Consider the following 19049-nt stretch of genomic DNA (forward strand, 5'->3'; position numbering starts at 1 on the left):
CCGGTGCAGCATCCGGAGACTCTTCACGTGGCGTACACCCTTCAGCATGTCGTCTTCCCGATCGAACGCGACCCCGACCTCCTGCCTCTCTACGCGGACCCCGAAACGTGGTCGGTGATCGATGAGGAGCCCGTGCGCGTGTCCAATCTCGCGCAGCTCGGCAACGTCCTCGGGCGCCGGCGCGCACGGATCGCGGCGGGGCGACGCGTTTCGTTCGGCACGTACTTCAACGGCTTCCCCGCCTCGTACTGGCAGCACTGGACGGCCGTCCGGCGGGTGCGGCTCACGGTCAGGATGAGCGGGAAGGCCACCATCCTGGTGTACCGCTCCAACGGCGGCGGAGTGAAGCAGCGGCTCGAGACGGAGGAGGTCTCCGGCGAATCCGAGACGTCGTTCGACCTGGAACTGACCCAGTACAGCGATGGCGGGTGGATCTGGTTCGACATCGCTGCCGACGAGGAACCGGCGACCTTCGAGGGCGCCGAGTGGACCACAGAGGACGAACCGGTGCGAGCAGGCAAGGCCAGCATCGGCATCACCACGTACAACAAGCCCGACTACTGCGTCTCCACGCTCGAGAATCTCGCGGATGCCCCCGAGGCCCTCGAACTGGTCGATCGGATCTTCCTCATCGATCAGGGCACCGACCTGGTCACTGAGCAGGACGCCTTCCCCGCCGTGGCCGCGCGCCTCGGCGACACGCTCGAGGTCATCCGGCAGCCCAACCTCGGCGGCTCCGGTGGCTTCGCCCGGGCGATGGCCGAGACGCTGCAGCGCCCCGACAGCGACTTCGTCCAGCTGCTGGATGACGACGTAACGATCGAACCCGAGTCGGTGCGCCGGTCGATCATGTTCGGGCGGTACGCGTCAGTCCCCACGCTCGTGGGCGGGCACATGTTCGACCTGCTCGACCGCCCGAAGCTGCACGCGTGGGCCGAGGTCGTCGACGACGCGCCGTTCATGTGGCGCGCGCTGTACCAGGAGAATCTGCCGCACGACTTCAGCGTCGCGAACCTCCGGCAGTCGCCGATGCTGCATATGCGGATGGATGCCGACTACAACGGCTGGTGGATGTGCCTCATCCCCGTCGAGGTCATCCGCGAGATCGGCCTCGCCCTCCCCGCCTTCATCAAGTGGGATGACGCCGAATACAGCCTCCGCGCGCGCGACGCCGGCTTCCCCACGGTTTCCGTTCCCGGCGTCGCTCTGTGGCACGTCTCATGGATGGGCAAGGACGACTCGATCGACTGGCAGGCCTACTTCCATGCGCGCAACCGGATCGTGGCGGCGCTTCTGCACTCGCGGACGCCAGCCGGCGGGACGCTGGTGCGCCACAGCCGACGCGTCGACCTCAAGCATCTGATGATGATGCAGTACTACCCGGTCGCGCTCCGGCATCGGGCCATCCGCGACGTCCTCTCCGGCCCGCAGCATATGCGGGCGGGGCTCGCGACGGCGATGCCTGCCGCGCGCCAAGTGGCGAAGTCGTTCCCGGAGACCGTCGTACACAAGGACTCGGGCGTCCCGCTGCGATCCCGGCGCGGGCGTCAGGTCTTCCGGCGGATGAAGGCCCATGAGTTCGACAGCCCGACCGGACTCGCGCTGCGGACATTCACGGCGCGCACTCTCCTCTCGCACTGGATCCATGCACCGAAGCCGGAGAACACCGCCCAGCCCGAGGTCGAGTTCGGGAAGGGCGATGCGAACTGGTGGCGGGTGCCGCTGTATGACAGCGCCCTTGTGAGCGCGGCCGACGGGTCGGGCAAGAACGTCTACACCCGCGATCGCGCGAAGTATCGTCGAATGCTGATCGACACCGTGCGTCTGCATCGGCGCCTCCGCCGGGAGTGGTCCACCCTCGCGCGGCGATACCGCGACGCCCTGCCCCAGCTCACCTCCGAGGCCGAGTGGCAAGACACCTTCAGGAGCCCCGATGACGCAAGACGCTAAGCCGTTCGACCCGGCGTCCGCGACGATTGCGATCGTCACCTACAACCGATCGGGTCTGCTCTCGCGCCTGCTGACGAGCATCGAGCGGATGGATCCCAAACCGGGGCACATCGTGATCATCGACAACGCCTCGGTGGATGACACCACCGAGGTTGTCGAATCGTTCCGCGCACGCCTGGGATCGGAGCTGGTGTACCGGAGGCTCGACACGAACACCGGCGGATCCGGCGGATTCAGCGAGGGCATGCGCACCGCCTACGAGCTGGGCTCGCAGTGGATCTGGCTCATGGACGACGACGTCGAGGTCCTCCCCGACGGCCTCGCGCGCATGGGCGCGTGGGCGCCCCGCTTCCGCAGCATCCAAGGACGACGTTACGACTACGACGGCAGCGAGTTCTACTGGCAGTACCGCGTCGCCGAATCCATGGCCATCCCGATCCCGTTCGCACCTGCCGGTTTCGACGAGTCCGGCTACAAGGAGATGAACTCCGGCTGCTTCGAGGGCATGTTCATCCACCGCGACATCGTCGCGAAGATCGGCCTCCCCGATCCGCGGTTCTTCATCTACTGGGACGACCAGCTGTACGGCTGGCTCGCCTCCCGGCACACCACATCGGTGATCGTCGACGAATTCGTGCTGCGCCGCACCCGCGAGATCAAGCAGTGGGACATGGGCATCCGGCACATGAACGCCTCCAGCGACGCCTACCGGTACTACATCATGCGCAACCGGGCGCTCATCAAGCAGTACTACCGCGCTCTCGGCGCCTACAAGCCGCTTCCCTTCGCCGCCGGCACCTCACTGACGTTCGTCAAGGAGCTCATCCGGCTCCTGCTCGTGGAGCGCACGGTCCGCGGCACGAGCCACCTGTTGCGCGGGCTCCGCGACGGCGGGCGCATCGCGCGCGACCGGTCCTGGCGGCCGATGCCGCCGTTGGAGGCCGCCGACGTCGCGGCGCACCAGTGACTTTGATCCGCCGGGTGCGTGACGGCGTCCGGGCAGGGCGATGGCACAGACGAGCATCGCCGCCCCCGCGACCGTCACGATCGGAACCACTCCCAGCTCGCCGGTGAGAGGCCGGTGGGCCAGCAAGACGACAGTCAAGAGCGCCTGCAGTACGGCGAGCGCGATCGCCGCCCATTCCGACCGGAGGCAGAGCCAGGCGTAGGGGACGACGAGCAGGATGATCAACCAGGCGTGACTTCCCTGGTGGACGATCGCTCCGCCGGGCAGGAACATCACGACAGCCCAGAGCGCGACGCACGCGACGGCGGCGACCACGACCGCGAGCGACCTTCGCGTCAGCGCGTCAAGCCGGCCTCGGGCTGCGGCGACGACCCCGACCGCCAGGAGAGCAAGCAGGGGCAAGATGCCGAGTGAGAGCGCGTGCGGGGTCTGGTAGAACTCCGTCGTCAACCGCTCGTCGACCGCGCCGGCGGTCCAGAGATCCAGTCCGCGCAGCACGTTGATGTCGAAGGCGTGTCCGAGATTCGACCAACGAGCGTTCCAGAAGTCCTCGCTGCCGAGCGCACCGTACTGATCGATCAGAGCGTGCAGCACCGACCGACCGTCGATCGGTATCACGCCGGCGAGATGCCACTTCAGCAGCCGGTCTCCGGGCGGCGAGACGAAGCGCTGGTAGGCCAGCCATGGCGTGTACAGCAGCAGCGCCGAGAAGCCCGCAGCGCCTACCGATAGCAGGCGCGTGCGGCGATCACCCATCCGAACGATGACGACCACGGCCGCGGCGGCGACGATGGGCAGTACGAAGACCGACCCGCCGTGCGCAAGGAGAGCGAGCACAGAGAGCATCGCCCCCGTGATGAGCGATGCGGGAAGGCGCTCGCGGCGGCGTATCCCGGCGACGAGCACGGCCACAGCCGCGACTGCATACCCGGACGCGAGGAGCTTCGGCCACGTGAATGCCGTGTTGAGGATCGTCGTGGGAACGATGGCCGTGAACGCTACGGCTGCAACGCCGATGCGAGCGGGCGCACCTACGGCGTTGCAGAGGATCATGGCGGCGGGCACCCAGGCCATCTGCGCCACGACACTGGCGGCAAAGTCCACGTCAATCGCTGAAATCCGGTGATCCGCCAGCCCCACCGCGGGGGCGAGCACCGTGCGAGCCATCAGCACAAGGCCTGCTTGAAGCGGCGGCCGGTCGCCCGGCAGCCAATCACCCAGGAGGTACGGACCTTCCCCCGGCTGCGTGATCCACGATGCAAGCAGAGCGGGGATGATGTTGTCGACGGGCAACTGCCAGGGCAGGAATCGTGCGCTCGCCGAAGCGAACGGGTCCAGGCCCCCCTCCCCTGCGAACCCGAGCGAGAGCACGACGGCGCCGGCGGATGCGAGCAGCGGAGGGAGAGCGGCGCCCACATACCGCCAGGAGCGCATCCTCACGTGAGCCGCGCTCGCCACCGCGACGACGACCACGGCGACCGCTACGCCCGCCGACTCGTGTATGAACGTCGCCACCGCCACAGCGATCGAAGCGCCCCCTATGCTCACCATGCCGACTCCCGTGGCAAGCGGGACGTCCACGCCCCACCGGACCCGTGCCGCAAGGGCAGGCGCGGCGGCAACGGTTACGAAGGCGGCGAGTATCAGCAGCGCGCTGACGCAGAGACCGAGCATCAGGGAACGACTCAGCCTGTGACGTAGTCGGCGTTATAGCGGTCGAGCACCTCAGCGATCGGCGCGTCCATAACCAGCGCACCCTTGTCGAGGTACAGACCGCGGGTGCAGAAACGCCGGAGGTCCTTCTCGTTGTGGCTCACAAAGAAGAGCGTGCGGCCCTCCGTCAGCAGCTCGTCGATGCGCCGGTAGCACTTCTCACGAAACGCCCGGTCACCGACGGCGAGCACCTCGTCGACGAGCAGGGTCGGTTCGTCCAGCTGAGAAACCACAGAGAAGGCGAGCCGAACCTTCATCCCATTCGACAGATGCTTGTACGGCGTGTCCACGAAGTCGCGAATCTCGGCGAAGTCGATGATGCCATCGAACCGGCGGTTGACCTCCGCTCGTGACATCCCATGCAGGCCGGCAGCCAGCCGCACGTTCTCCCGCACCGACAGGTCACCGACGAAGCCACCGGTGATCTCGATGAGCGGCGCGACCCCCCCGCGGACTCTCACCCCGCCCTCATCGGGAAGCAGGACGCCGGCCACCAGCTTCAACAGCGTGGACTTTCCCTGACCGTTGCGCCCCACCACCCCGATCGACTCCCCTGGCTGCACGTCGAACGTGACGTTGCGCAGGGCCCAGAATTCGCCGGGACGTGTGCGCCGTGACGAGCCTGCGAAAAGGTCCTTGATCGTGCGCTTGCCCCGTTTATTGCGGCGGAACCGTACGCCGAGCTCGCGAGCCTCAATGGCGGCGGGCGGAGTGCTCATCACAGCTCCTTCAGCAGGGGCCGTTCCAGCCGCGGGAAGGCGAACAGCCCGAGGAGGAGGAGACCGATCGAAATCACAGCGGACATGACGACGGAGAACGTGTCCCACTGGTCAGGAAAGAAACCGAACCGGAAGAGGGTGAAAATACCGGACAGCGGGTTGAACGCGGCGAGCTGGGGGAAGATCCCGGGCAGATCACCGACGCCGTAGATGACGGGCGACGCATAGAAGAGGACTCGCAGAATGAGTCGCGTGGTCCGCTCGAGGTCGGCGAACAAGACACACAAGGGCGCCACGAGGAGTCCGAGCCCCACCAGCAATACCGTCTGCAGCACGACTGCCACCGGGAACATCAGCAGGCCCCAGCTCACGGTGGCGCCGCCGAAGACCGCGAAGAGCACGAGCACGGGAATGGCGAAGAGGAACTCGATCCCCTTGCTCAGCACGATGCGGTTGACCCAGATCGAGCGAGGGATGGAGGTCGATCGCACCAACCGCGCATCCTTGTTGAAGGCTCGCGTGAAGTCGGTGACGGCGGCGTTGAACCACACCCACGGCAGGAGGGCGGTGATGAGGAAGACGATGTACGGTTCCTCGCCGACCGAGCGCTGGAATACCTGCGTGAAGATGAACCAGTAGATGAGGCTCATCACCAGGGGGTCGAGGACCGACCACAGGTAACCCAAGGCGCTGGTGGCGTACCGCACACGCAGATCGCGGGCCGACAGCAGCCACAGCGAGTGGAGGTAGCGTCGGGGCGAACCGGGAGCGCCGACGGCGGCGGTGGTCATCCGATGATCTTAGAGCCGAGCGCCTGCGCGAACTCCTTGCGACGCGGGGCATTACTCGCCCGCATGCACAGGTTCGCGAGTTCGATCCGGTACCCTGAGGAGGTTTGAACGGAAGGTGGATCGCCCGATGGACTTCGAGAACGATGTGGTGGTAGTTGGCGGAGGCGGTCATGTCGGGCTGCCGCTGGCCATCGCGCTCGCGAGTCGCGGGAAACGCACCGTGGTCTACGACGTCTCGGAGGCGGCGGTCGGAAAGATCCGCGAAGCGCAGATGCCCTTCATCGAGCCAGGAGCCGCCGAGGTCCTGCGGCGCGTCGTCTCGGACGGACTGCTGACCGCATCGACGGACCCCGCCGTCGTGTCCACCGCAGAGAACGTCGTGGTGGTCATCGGCACCCCCGTTGACGAACACCTGAATCCCGACCCCAACGCCATCCCACGCGCGCTCGCCACGTGCGCACCCTACTTTCGAGACGGACAGCTTCTCGCGCTCCGCAGCACCATTTACCCCGGGGTCACCGCTCTCGTGCGCGACATGATCACCGACATGGGGCTGGACATGGATGTCGCGTTCTGCCCCGAGCGCATCGCCGAGCACAGAGCGATGACCGAGCTCTTCGAGCTGCCTCAGATCGTCTCCGGCTACACGGATCGCGCCCTCGCCCGAGCGGGCGAACTCTTCGGCGCTCTCACCGAGTCGATCGTGCAGCTCACTCCCGAAGAGGCTGAGCTCGCGAAGCTGTTCACCAACACCTGGCGCTACATCAAGTTCGCCGCGGTGAACCAGTTCTACATGATGGCGAACTCCAAGGGAGTGGACTTCGAGCGCGTGCGCAAGGGCCTCACCCAGGATTATCCCCGCGCCCAGGACATGCCAGGTGCCGGCTTCGCGGCCGGACCTTGCCTGTTCAAGGACACGATGCAGCTCGCCGCCTTCAGCGATAACACCTTCCAGCTCGGACACTCCGCGATGCTCGTGAACGAGGGCCTGCCGCTTTATGTCGCGAGCCAGCTCGCGCTCAGCCACGACCTGAAGAACCTCACCGTCGGCATTCTCGGTATGGCGTTCAAGGCCGGCTCGGACGACATCCGATCCAGCCTCTCCTACAAGCTCCAGCGCGTGTTGCGATTCAAGGCCAAGGAAGTCATCGCGACCGATCCGTACGTGCCAGCAACGATCGACTCGACGTTGCTGCCCCTCGAAGAGGTGCTGGAACGCGCGGACGTGCTCATCATCGCCACACCGCACGCCGAGTACCGCGAGCTCACCACCGACAAGCCGGTCGCCGATGTCTGGAACCTCCTGGGCAACGGAGTGCTGATTTGACCTCTCCCGACCCGCGGGTCTCGATCGTCGTCCCGGCCTACAACGAGGGCGAGGCGATCGTCCCGTTCCTCGACCGCGTCGCTCAGACGGTCGAGTTGCCGTACGAGTTGCTCGTCGTCGTCGACAGTGCCGACGACACCACGATCGCTGTCGTCGAGCGCATCTCCGCTGGCAATCCCCGACTCCGCGCCGTCGTGAACACGCACGGACGCGGCCCTGCCCAGGCGATCCGCTACGGCTTCGACGTCGCGACCGCCGCCACCGTGGTCGTCACCATGGCCGACGGCAGTGACGATCCGCGGCAGATCGACGCCCTGACCGAACTCGTCGAGCGCGGCGTGGTGGTCGCGGCCGGCAGCCGCTACATGCCCGGCGGTCAGCAAGTGGGTGGGCCGCGATTCAAGAGCCTGCTCTCGCAGATCGCGGGGCGATCGCTTCACCTGTTCGCCAACATCGGCACGCGAGACGCCACCAACTCCTTCAAGGCGTACAACGCCGAGTTCGTCCGCGCGGTGACCATCCAGTCGCGGGACGGCTTCGAGATCGGCCTCGAGCTCACGGCGAAGGCGCGCCGAGCGCGGCAACCCGTGGCCGAGCTGCCCACGATCTGGCTCGATCGCACAGAAGGTGTCTCCAACTTCCAACTCCGGAAGTGGATTCCGAAGTACCTGCGCTGGTACTTCTTCGCGTTCGGCAAGCCGCTTGCCCTGCCCGACATCGAAAAAGCCGCCGCCGAAGGCGCGAAGGGAAACAACTAATGGAAAAGGTCCTCGTCACCGGCTCCGCCGGGTTCATCGGCGGCTACGTCGTCGAAGAGCTCCTGCGCCAGGGGTACCACGTGCTCGGCGTCGACAACTACTCGAAGTACGGTCCGGTGAAGAAGTCGTACGACGACGACCCGAACTATGAGCTCGTGGTCGCGGACGTGCTCGACACCGAGAAGATGACCGAACTCCTGATGGACTGCGACCACTTCATCGCGGGGGCGGCGCTCATCGGCGGCATCTCCTACTTCCACACGTACCAGTACGACCTGCTCGCCGCCAACGAGCGCATCATCGCCTCGTCGTGCGACGCCGCGATCGCCGTCAAGAAGGCCGGTGGCAAGCTCAAGAAGGTCACGTACATGTCGTCCTCGATGGTCTTCGAGTCGACCGACCGCTGGCCCTCGAAAGAGGGCGATGAACTCATCGTCCCGCCGCCGCTGTCGTCGTACGGCTTCCAGAAGCTCGCCGTCGAGTACTTCGCCCGCGCCGCGAAAGGTCAGTACGACATCGACTTCACGATCCTCCGTCCGTTCAACTGTGTCGGCATCGGCGAGTCGCGCGCGCTCGGCGACGTGGAGATCCATTCGGGCAACGTGCAGCTGGCCATGAGTCACGTCGTGCCCGACCTCGTCCAGAAGGTACTCAAGGGCCAGGACCCGTTGCACATCCTCGGCGAAGGCAACCAGGTGCGGCACTACACGTATGGCGGCGACCTCGCCCGCGGCATCGTGACGACGCTGAACCACCCCGGTGCACTGAACACCGACTTCAACATCTCGACGCCGGTCGGTCATACGGTGGTCGAGCTTGCCGAGATCATCTGGCGCAAGATCAAGGGTCCCGACGTGCCGCTCAACCTCGTCAAAGACCCTGCGTTCGAGTACGACGTGCAGAAGCGCGTCCCGGACGTCCAGAAGGCGAAGGACGTACTCGGCTTCGAGGCGACGACCTCCCTCGAGGACATGCTGGACGAGGTCATCCCGTGGATCAAGAACGCGGTCTCCGAAGGGACCATCTAGAGGTATCCGACGGCGCCGGGCTTCCGCCCGGCGCCGTCGCCGTTCCATCCTGAGAGAAGTGGCGCATGAGACTGCCCGACACAACCCATCTCCGAGACTTCTTCATCCGGAACATCCGTCGGGGCGGCATCTTCCTCGCTATCGGCGGATTCGGATTCGTTGTCGACGCCGTCGTCTACAACCTGCTCGTCTTCGCCGGTGGCGACGGCCCGCTGCACAGTTACCCGCTGGTGGCGAAGACCATCGCGGTCATCGCGGGCCTGATCGTCACCTACGCAGGCAACAAAGCGCTCACCTACCGCGACCGCAAGGCTCCGGTGAGCTGGAGTCAGGTCCTCCGGTACGCCGTCGTCAACGTCGTGGCGATCCTGGTCCAGCTCGGTTGTCTCGGCTTCTCGCGCTACGTGCTCGGATTCGACACGATCCTGGCCGACAACATCTCGGGCACACTCATCGGTCAGGCGCTGGCCACCGCGCTTCGCTACGTGCTGTACACGTTATGGGTCTTCCCCCATTCTCCCGGCGAGGACCCGATCACGTACATCGAAGAGCACCACGAGCCGGATCTCGACGAGCGACACTGATCACTCCCGCGGGAAGACACACAGCCCACCGGCGTCGGTCGCGTCCACCTCGATCGTGATGTCGCGGGGAAGACCGGTCAATCGACTGACACCCGCCGGCACGGAGATCTGCGTGTACGCCGACACCACGTCGTCGTCGTGGGCGCGGATGGTGACCAACCCACCCGACGGGGCCTCGACGAGGTCCAGCTCGGGATGGACGTCGACCCAGCCGGCCTCACTAGCGCGACATTGCCGAGCGACGGGGGCGTCGGAGGCGGAAACACCCTCGGCTGTGAGGAAGAGGTTGACGCGAGCGTCGAGCAGGTCTCCCTCTTCATATTCGCCCGGTGTGAACAGCCCCCGATCGAGAAAGGCTCGGATATCGGCCATCGTCAGAGTCGGCGCCCAGAGAGCGGCGGGGAATCGTGTTGCGATCTCGGCGCTGCCGTCGTCCAGCGCGACGGCAGCCGACATCGCCCGCCTGACGCTCTGCTCGATGCCCGCCTGTTGCTGAGACGCGAGGACGAGGGAGCCCGCGTTGTACACGACGATGACCGTCAAGAGGAAGCCCGCGACGGTCGCAGCGACGTGCGAACGTCCGATCAGTCGCGTGATCAGGAGCGCGGCTGTCGGAACGAGCAGCGCGGCATACATGTACACGTACCGGCCGGACGAGGCGCTCTCCGGGCCGAGCTGCACCCGGGACAGGGCGGTCAGCACAGCGAAGATGACTGCGCCGAGCGCGACGAAGTGCGCCGCGGACACGTCGGACGCCCGCCGGGCGCCGCGGAGATCCCACAGCGTCCACACCACCAGCAGCACGAGCAATGCGGGCCCGAGCGCCACGAGCGGCGTCGTCTTTCCGACGCTGTCAGCCAGTCCACGAACCACGTACTCGGGCACCCGGATCAGCAGTTCCCCCAGCGTGTTCGGGCTGTACTTCCCGGCATCGCCTTCGTCGCCGGCAAGCACAGTGGAGACGAGGTACCACGTGCCGTACAGCACCGCAGCCACGCCTGCAGGCCATACGAGCGCTCGCCAGCCGTGGCGGCTCCAGAGCAACGCGAGAACCACCGCCGTCATCGGTACCGCCGTTCCGGACGACCCGAGACCCACCACGAGCAACACGGTCACGGCCGCGACGTCCCGTGCGCGCAGACGCGGCCGCAGGACGATGAGGACCGACGCGATACCCGTGGCTATGGGCGTGATGAAGCCGACCTGGAATGCCCACAGGATGTTCTCTGCCCCCGCTCCCATCACACCGAACGCGGCGGTGACAAGAATAGCGACGAGGGGGTGAACGCCGATCCGGTTCGCCAGACGCCAGAGGAGATGCACCAGCAGCAGGTGTACCGCAAAGACGCAGGCGAGATAGGGCACGTAGGTCGTGAGGCCGAAGACGAGTTTGATGACGGTCATCAGCAGCTGCGGGAAGAAGCTGAGGTGTCCGTTGTGCGGAGCGAGAAGACTCCACTCGTCTCGAACGGCGAGGAAATCCCACTCGTCGTAGTAGAACCACTGACCGCGGCCGCTGTACACGAGGACGGCCGCGATGAAGACCAGCGATGCGACGTGACCGATGATCCAGACGCGTCCGCGTGACACGGGCGCCACCATCGATGGCGAATCGACCTCACGGGACGGCTCGGACATCATCTCTCCCATCCCAGGATCACATCGCACGGCATCGACGGCATTGCGAAACCGACCGGCGCGATCGCAACTCGCGCCGTACCGCTTCCGTTCTCCGAACACTCGTGTTGGGCCTCCGCCAGCGCGTCCTGCCACGTCGGCGCAGCGTCGCGGAGTTGAACCCACCGGTAGTCCACAATCGAGGGGATCAGAACGACTGCCAGGACCGCCGCCGACGCGATCACCGCTGTCACCCGGCTCGACCGCTCGACGAATCCGTCAACGGCCAGCACGAGGGCGAGCAGCAGAAGCGCTGTCGGAAGCAGCGCGTAGCGGGAGGAGTAGGAGAGATTGAGCATGTCGTTCGCGGAGAGGAGGTTCCATTGCAGGCAGACGACGACGGCGAAGAAGAGGAGAGAGCTGAGGGCGAACGCGAGGATGACGAAGCGCCGCCGACGATCTCTGACTGCGGCGATCGTCACCACGGCGAATACCATCGCCACGATGATCCCGGGGATGGTCGCGCCGAGCGCCGCACCCCATCTCTCGGTCGCCGACGGGCCGACCAAGCCGCTGATCACGACGCGGAAGGTATAGAAGTCCGCGAGTTCGGGCAACTGGGGGAGGTCCCGCGCGAAAGTGCGGCTGCCGTTGATGACTACACCGACCAGGCTCACTGCCACCTGTGCCACAGTCGCGGCAGCGAAGCTGATCGCCACGGCCATGTCACGCGCGCGCCGCAAGAGGAGGAGGCGGATCAGCAGCAACGGGGCGAAGAGCAGCATGAGGGGGTCGCTTCCGACCGCGGCGACCACGACAATGCACTGCACGACCGCGAAACCGCGCGTGGGGGCACTCACCACGAGCGCCGACACGCCTGCCACCATGAGGAACCAGTGGAGATTCGCCAGGTTGTTGACGACCTCCCCCGCGGCAGTCGGGAGGATCAGCACGATCAACCACGCGGTAAGCCGCAGGAGTAGCGATCGCACTCGCGTTTCCAGGAAGAGAAAGCACGCTGCGGCGCTGAGCGCCGTGATGAGTGCCGCCACCACCGTGACCGACAGCCCCACGATGTCGATGGGAACGATGAGGGCGACAGTGATGGCCAGTCGCGGCACCAGATGCATATACCCGGCGTAGGGCTCGAACACGTGGGGCACGCCGTCACGAAGCAGGTCGTTGAGGAAGACGGCGCCGTCCTCGGCCCAAAGGGTGTTCCAGGATTCCACCGGCATTCGTGCCAGCGAGAGCAGGGTGCCCGCGACGATCAGACCGAGGAAGAGTGCGGCTCGCCGCCACCCGTCGAGGAGCGGTCTCTCGCGGGCGGGAAAGAACGCCGCCGAGAGGCGCCGCAGCTGAAGACGGTCAGTCCCCCGCCGGCCCGCGCGGAAGAGCGCGGGCGGTTCGGCAGTCGTCACCTTAGAGATCATAGATCGGGCTCCGCCGGCGTCACGGCACGGGCGCGCACTGGTCGAGGCGATACAGGCTCGTCTCCCCGTCGCTCGCGACCTGCGTGAACAGTCCCGCCTCGACCGCACGATGCAGTGCGGGGAAGTGATTACCCGCCGGATCGCCGCCGCCGAATTCGTGCGGGTTGTAGATCAGGTACCGCACGCGGAGTGCGTCGAGGGCCGCGCAGACCGCCGGATCGGTCTCGATCGCGTCCAGCCGGTACGCCAGAGTGAGGCGCGCAGCATCCCACTGTCCGTTCACGTGCGGGAAGACTGGCTCGCGGCCGCCATACAGCTGCGCCCAGGCGGAGCCGTCCCAGGGGTCGCCGAGAACTCGCTGCCCGTGCGGCACCTCCTCCCCGATACGCGAGAGGAAGGCGATCTGCGACGCCGAGATCACTTCGGAGGACGCGTTCGCCTCCGGCAGACGGAAGACGTGTCCGATGGACGCTGTCGCGCCGCCGAATCCCAGTGCGAGCGCGGACGTTCCCGCGACGAGCCACGCGGAGACCACCGCCATGGCAGGCGACGCCGACTTCCGGCGGCGACGCCGGTTCAGTCGGTCAGCGGCGGCGAGAATGCCCAAAGTGGCGAACGTCACCCCCAGCACGGGAAGCACCGAGCTGAGCCGGTACCGGTCCTTGTACCAGAGTGCCGTCACGAGTTTGGAGAAGACGTCGTCCGACCCTGCCGCAAGGACGAAGAGGACGGCGACGGCGGCGTACGCGACGACGACCCACCGCAGACCGCGCGTACGCGCGGCGACGACGATACCGGCGACCACCACCGCCGCCAGCAGCAGCGCGGGGAAGGTGACGGTGCCATTCACCCCTGTCGGGGCGGACTGAACCAATACCTGCATCAGCCCATCGGTCACCGTCTGAGTCGCGACAGCCTGAGGACCGCCCAGCCGGTCTTCCAGCGGACGCTCGAACAGGTCGAGGGCCGTGACCAGGTAGACGAAGGCGGCGGCCGCCGCGAGCACGAGCGCGACGGCTCCTGCGACCAGCGACCACTGCGCGCGTCGGCGCTCCCGCGGCCCGGCCCGCCTGGCCGCCCGCACGAAAGCGAGCGCCGAGCCCGCCGCGACCGGGGCGAGCAGCAGGGCCCAGGATGCGAGCACCCGCGGCTGAGCCAACGACACCGCGACGATCGCCGCACTGACGGCGAGAGCACCCAGCACCGCCGCACGCCATCGCCGCAGTCCCCTTGCCACGCGTAACGCACGGCCTGCGAGGATGGGGACCGCGACCGCGGCGGGAAGGAGGGCGGTCGCCAGGTAGGTCGGATAGAGGGTCCCCCACGACAGCAGCGCGTACGGCATCGCGGCGAACGCGGTGGCGACCGGGAGCGCCACGAGACCGACCGTGCGGGCGGACCAGCCGGGCAGCAGCACCTGCGCGAGCCAGGCCGCCCCGGGCAGCCAGAGCGCCGCCGCGACGGCGATCCAGGCCGCGTTGACGGCGACGGTCGGCGCCGCCCCCGTCACCTGGGATACGAGTGCGGCCAGAGAGTGCCACGCCGCCGGGTAGAAGCCGAAGGCGCGGTCCGTCTCGATCAGGGTGCGCAGGGTAAGCGACGACGCGCTCCGCCCGTCGAGGATCGAGGCGATCGCCGACATGTGGAAGACGTTGTCATACGTCTGGCTGACGCGGTCGGGACTCGGCACCGCCGCGAACGCCACGACGGCGATGACGGCGGCGGCGCCCGCCCATGTGAGCAGCAGCCACCGCCATCCCGACTGTTCCCCGATGACCCCGGCTCCGATGCGGCGGCGAGCGACGAGCCACACGACGACCTCGCCGACGAGCGCTACGAGGAGCAGCTGCCAGGCGGCGAACGGCAGCCCCAGCATCTCGGAAGCGACCCCCGCGACGCCGATCGCGAGCACGCTGATCAGCCCGGATGCGGCCGCGCGTGCGATGAACCCCAGACGCAGCGGGGCGAGGACGATCGCTCCAGGGGCGAGGAGGAGAGTGATCGTCGCGAGGAGGGCGGGTGCCGCCTCGATCCAGCTCACCGGGAACTCAGGCGAGGGTGTTGTTCCACATGGAGAGGGCCGAGCCGATGGCCATGTGCATGTCGAGGTACTGGTAGGTGCCCAGGCGTCCGCCGAAGTGCACGTCGGTCTCGCCCTTGGTCAGCTCGCGATAGGCGAGGAGGCCAGCACGGTCGTCGGGCGTGTTCACCGGATAGTAGGGCTCGTCGTCGCGGGTCGCGAAGCGGGAGTACTCCCGCATGATCACCGTCTTGTCGGCCGGGTACCGGTCGGCGCGCTCGGGGTGGAAGTGCTTGAACTCGTGGATGCGTGTGTAGGGGATGTCGGCGTCGGCGTAGTTCATGACGCTGGTGCCCTGGAAGTCGCCCACCTGCAGAACCTCTTCCTCGAAGTCGAGCGTGCGCCATGACAGAGCACCCTCGGTGTAGTCGAAGTAGCGGTCGACCGGCCCGGTGTACACGACCGGTAGCTGCCCGACGGTGGCCTCCTTGTTCAGCGGTTGCGAGGCGTCGAAGTAGTCGGTGTTCAGCCGAACATCGATGTTCGGGTGGTCGGCCATCCGCTCCAGCCAGGCGGTGTACCCGTCGACCGGGAGCCCCTCCCATGTGTCGTTGAAGTAACGGTTGTCGTAGGTGTAGCGCACGGGCAGTCGGCTGATGACTTCGGCGGGCAAGTCCTTCGGGTCGGTCTGCCATTGCTTGCCGGTGTAGTCGCGGATGAACGCCTCGTACAGGGGCCGGCCGATGAGGCCGATACCCCGCTCCTCGAGGTTCATCGCCTGTTTCGGCTCGAACTCCCCCGCTTGCTCGGCGATCAGCGCGCGAGCCTCGTCGGGCGAGTACGCCGCACCGAAGAACTGGTTGATGGTGCCGAGATTGATCGGGAGGGGAAACACCACGTTCTTGTGGTTCGTGTACACCCTGTGCACGTAGCTGGTGAAGTCGGTGAAACGGTTCACGTACTCCCACACCGTCGGGTTCGACGTGTGGAAGAGGTGCGCGCCGTATCGATGCACCTCGATGCCGGTCTCCGGCTCATCCTCGCTGTAGGCGTTCCCGCCGATGTGGCGACGTCGATCGATGACAGTCACCTTCCGACCGGATGCTGCCGCGCGCTCCGCGATCGTGAGACCAAAGAACCCGGAGCCGACGACGAGAAGATCCATGGAGCGCAGGCGCCTTTCAGACGGGGGGCAGACTGTTACGGGGCCGAAGCCCCGGCGGACTAGTCTACCGGCGAGTGCCTGACCGCCTCGGCGCGTCTTGCGCGGACTCGGCCGACGACGAGGACCCCGATCCACAGGACCGCGACAGCACCGGCGAGCGCTGCGGCGCCGGTGAGCACCGCACGCCCGGGCGGGGCGAACGAGACGGTCACCATGTCACCGGCGCTGACGTCGTTCACGTCGACCGTCAGGAGGTAGCCGCGGGTGGGATCCGCGAAGGCGGCACCCTCGACGTGGTAGCCGGGCCAGGCGAGCCTGCTGAGGACGACACGAGGGTCGGACCCGGTGGCGTCGACGCGGAAGGTCACCGAGGTGTCGTCGCGTGTCAGCTCCGTCACCTCGGTGCCGGCGCCCGTCCAGGTGACACCGCCTGCTGTGGGCACGGCACTGTCTCGCGCGATGCGCCAGGTCGTCTCGCCGGTCTCCTCGATGCCCCAGTCTCCGGGAAGCTCGTCCGGCACATCGGGGAAGGTGGAACGGTAGCCCACGATCTCGCTCACGGCGAGCAGATCGGCGACCGTGGCGCCGGTGTCGGGATCCTTGCCGAGGAGGGTGTCGAGCGCCGTGTCGCACGTACCGCCGCGCAGGTCGATGCACAAGTCGCGCGAGTACGCCGTGAAGGGAAGGACGGTGTACAGGTTCGAGACGTCGGCGGGGCTGAAATACCACAGGTTGGCGACGAGTGACTCGTCGAACATCTCCGTCGAGAACGCGTTTGCCAAGGAGTCGCCCACCGTCATGACGTCGCCTTGGGCATCGTCGAGGACAGATGTCATCCGATCCGCGGAGCCGGGGGCGGCGAAGGTCGGCAGCGGCGTGGTGGGGAACGCCCGCATCTGGTACGCCGCCAGGCCGACGGTCACGATCACCATGCCCGCTCCGAGTGCCGCCACCGCACGTCGGGCGAAGACCGACTCGCTTCCGCCGTCGGCTTCCCGATGCCGCATCGCGCGCGCGACGACATAGGCGACCCCGATCGCCACCAGCTGCAGGAACAGAACGACCAGGACCGAGCGCGTGATCGCGGGTGTCTGCGCCCAGCTGACCCACGCCGCGGCGGCCGCCGTCACGGCCGCGGAGAACGCCGCCGTCCGGCTGACGCGGCTCGGGAACCCCCGGGAGAGCAGGAGCGCGAACAGCACCAGGACGGCGAGCGCGAGGTAGGGCATGAATCGCACCGGCCAGCGGATGGGACCGATGTCGCTGGGGCCGATCACCAGCACCAGCATCGCGAGCGCGACGACCACGAGCGACCGGGAGCCGCGCCAGAGCTCGCGTGACCACGGGCGCACCAGCACGACCAGCGGTAGCACCCACGCGATGTAGACGAGCGGTCCTGCCGTCACGCTCCCCCACCACGACCCGATGGTCGCCGTCGCGATCGGCATCGCCGACGACGCGAGGTCGCTCAGATCCGCCGTCAGGAACAGATAGTTGGCGATCTCGGTGTTGCCACGTTCGGTGACGGGCGCGGTCAGCACACCCGGGAGATAGACCACCACGGCCCACAGCCCCGCCCACAGGCTCGCAGCGACCACCCGCAGGACCACCGGCCAGTCCTTGCGGACGAGCGCGGCGATGAGGGACTCGAGCAGGACGAAGGCGAGCAGCATCGTTCCGAACACGTAGCCGACGGTCACGAGGAGGTAGCTGACGACGAGGAACGCGACCGGTGACCGCCCGGCGACGACACGACGAAGAGCCCACCAGGCCCAGGGGAAGAGCGCGGTGGTCATCAGCCCGGTGACCCACGACGGAGCATCCATGTACGCCGTGAATCCCGCCTGCGGCAGTAGCGTCGCCGCCAGACCGGCCCAGACACGCGCAGCGCCGAAGGATCGCGCGAGCACGTACGCGCCGGTCGCCATGACGCAGAGGAAGACCACCTTGACGACCGTCGCAGCGAGCGCGACATCGGCCGCAAGCCGCACGCCGAGGCCGATGAGCCAGATCATCGGGTTGATGAGGCCCCACTGACCTTCGGCCCAGTAGTTGCCGGCCTGCCACCCCTGCGGGTTGAAGTGCCGGATCGTTCCGTTCAGAAGGTTGTCGCCGATTTCGCGCCAGATGCCGACCGCGCCGAGCTGCGTGTCGTCGGCGTAGTAGAACCCCGGCGTCCAGATGATCCGGCCGACGGAGATCATCACCGTGACGAGCACGACCAGCGCCGGCACGGCCACGGCGAGCCACGGCGGCGCAGCCCGTTCGGTCGGTGATGTCAGCGGTGTGGCCTCTGCGACAGCGCTGCTCACGCGAGCTCGTTCTGCCACGGTGCCAGGCGGTGCATACGGGGCCTTACTGTGGGGGGACGGCACGCCGGGCGGCGGACCGCCCACCAGGCTAGCCGATGACCCTCGTGACCCAGCCGGGCGCGGCCGCTGTCATCGGGCGACCGGCGGCTCCGGCTCGTCGAACTCCGGAGTCGCGACCGCCGTCGTGCCCGCAGCCTCAATGGTCAAGGGGCGGCGGAAGGAGAAGAACTTGTGCAGTGCGTACGTCGCGATCACGAGAACGACCGTGACGACCAGCTGGCTCACGAGCTTCTCCGCCTGGCCCGTGAAGCCGAGCCAGACCGAGACGGTGCTGAGCCCGATGTTCGCGAGGAAGGAAGCGAAGGAGACGGAGCTGAACTTCACGAACTCTCGGAGCACATGCCCGCTCCCGTGGAAGACGAACCGCCGCTGGAGCACGAAGGATGTCAGGTTGGAAACGATCCAGCTGAACGTGATCGCGATCGCGTAATCACCGGGCACGCCCCACGCGTGCAGGAGAAGAAGACCGACTGTGAACAGCCCGTATGAGAAGGCGGTGTTTATCCCGCCGAAGAAGAGGTAGCGAGCTTCGGACCGTCGCGCCACCGCTGCGATAAGGCTGCGCATCCGCCTCAGCCTATACCCCCCGCTGGCTGCGCGCCCCG

General features: G+C 67.1%; 14 protein-coding genes. 6 read left to right on the forward strand and 8 right to left on the reverse strand.

Annotation, left to right across the window (positions count from 1 at the left end):
- The first annotated feature begins 27 nt into the window (after positions 1–27).
- Both AC2DGY_RS11720 and AC2DGY_RS11725 read left to right on the forward strand, forming a co-directional pair.
- The gene (locus AC2DGY_RS11720; protein WP_484509863.1) at positions 28–1950 is read left to right on the forward strand and encodes a glycosyltransferase; all 1923 of its coding nucleotides are present in this window, start codon (positions 28–30) and stop codon (positions 1948–1950) included.
- Complete coding sequence (locus AC2DGY_RS11725) at positions 1934–2917, forward strand: glycosyltransferase family 2 protein (RefSeq protein WP_484509864.1); 984 nt, start codon at positions 1934–1936, stop codon at positions 2915–2917. Before AC2DGY_RS11720 ends, AC2DGY_RS11725 begins: the two co-directional genes overlap by 17 nt.
- 1685 nt (positions 2918–4602) lie before the next feature.
- Here AC2DGY_RS11725 and AC2DGY_RS11730 read toward each other — a convergent pair.
- Both AC2DGY_RS11730 and AC2DGY_RS11735 read right to left on the reverse strand, forming a co-directional pair.
- The gene (locus AC2DGY_RS11730) at positions 4603–5349 is read right to left on the reverse strand and encodes an ABC transporter ATP-binding protein (protein ID WP_484509865.1); all 747 of its coding nucleotides are present in this window, start codon (positions 5347–5349) and stop codon (positions 4603–4605) included.
- Complete coding sequence (locus AC2DGY_RS11735; protein WP_484509866.1) at positions 5349–6140, reverse strand: ABC transporter permease; 792 nt, start codon at positions 6138–6140, stop codon at positions 5349–5351. Before AC2DGY_RS11735 ends, AC2DGY_RS11730 begins: the two co-directional genes overlap by 1 nt.
- A 127-nt stretch (positions 6141–6267) precedes the next feature.
- Here AC2DGY_RS11735 and AC2DGY_RS11740 point away from each other — a divergent pair, with 127 nt between their 5' ends.
- The 4 genes from AC2DGY_RS11740 (at position 6268) to AC2DGY_RS11755 (ending at position 9837) form a co-directional block, all read left to right on the forward strand.
- Entirely contained in the window at positions 6268–7467 is a 1200-nt protein-coding gene (locus tag AC2DGY_RS11740; protein WP_484509867.1) for a nucleotide sugar dehydrogenase, read from the forward strand.
- Positions 7464–8225 carry a glycosyltransferase family 2 protein gene (locus tag AC2DGY_RS11745; protein ID WP_484509868.1) on the forward strand — a complete coding sequence of 254 codons (762 nt, stop codon included), beginning with the start codon at positions 7464–7466 and terminating at the stop codon, positions 8223–8225. The genes AC2DGY_RS11740 and AC2DGY_RS11745 overlap by 4 nt, the downstream gene beginning before the upstream one ends.
- A complete protein-coding gene (locus tag AC2DGY_RS11750) occupies positions 8225–9253 on the forward strand; it encodes an NAD-dependent epimerase/dehydratase family protein (protein WP_484509869.1) in 1029 nt (342 codons plus the stop codon). Before AC2DGY_RS11745 ends, AC2DGY_RS11750 begins: the two co-directional genes overlap by 1 nt.
- Positions 9254–9318: 65 nt before the next feature.
- Positions 9319–9837, forward strand: coding sequence for a GtrA family protein (locus tag AC2DGY_RS11755; protein WP_484509870.1), 519 nt, complete (start codon positions 9319–9321; stop codon positions 9835–9837).
- Here the strand turns inward: AC2DGY_RS11755 and AC2DGY_RS11760 are convergent, their stop codons facing one another.
- The 6 genes from AC2DGY_RS11760 to AC2DGY_RS11785 form a co-directional block, all read right to left on the reverse strand.
- The gene (locus tag AC2DGY_RS11760) at positions 9838–11475 is read right to left on the reverse strand and encodes a hypothetical protein (RefSeq protein ID WP_484509871.1); all 1638 of its coding nucleotides are present in this window, start codon (positions 11473–11475) and stop codon (positions 9838–9840) included.
- A complete protein-coding gene (locus tag AC2DGY_RS11765) occupies positions 11475–12875 on the reverse strand; it encodes a hypothetical protein (protein WP_484509872.1) in 1401 nt (466 codons plus the stop codon). The genes AC2DGY_RS11760 and AC2DGY_RS11765 overlap by 1 nt, the downstream gene beginning before the upstream one ends.
- A 31-nt stretch (positions 12876–12906) precedes the next feature.
- Positions 12907–14928 (reverse strand): DUF6541 family protein, encoded by a 2022-nt coding sequence (locus AC2DGY_RS11770; RefSeq protein ID WP_484509873.1) that lies wholly within the window; start codon positions 14926–14928, stop codon positions 12907–12909.
- Between the two features lie 7 nt (positions 14929–14935).
- Complete coding sequence (gene glf / locus AC2DGY_RS11775) at positions 14936–16072, reverse strand: UDP-galactopyranose mutase (protein ID WP_484509874.1); 1137 nt, start codon at positions 16070–16072, stop codon at positions 14936–14938.
- 59 nt (positions 16073–16131) lie between these two features.
- Complete coding sequence (locus tag AC2DGY_RS11780; protein ID WP_484509875.1) at positions 16132–18384, reverse strand: hypothetical protein; 2253 nt, start codon at positions 18382–18384, stop codon at positions 16132–16134.
- Positions 18385–18513: 129 nt separating this feature from the next.
- Positions 18514–19011 (reverse strand): GtrA family protein, encoded by a 498-nt coding sequence (locus AC2DGY_RS11785; protein ID WP_484509876.1) that lies wholly within the window; start codon positions 19009–19011, stop codon positions 18514–18516.
- Positions 19012–19049: the final 38 nt, after the last annotated feature.

Source organism: Microbacterium sp. Z6_144 (genome assembly GCF_057197625.1).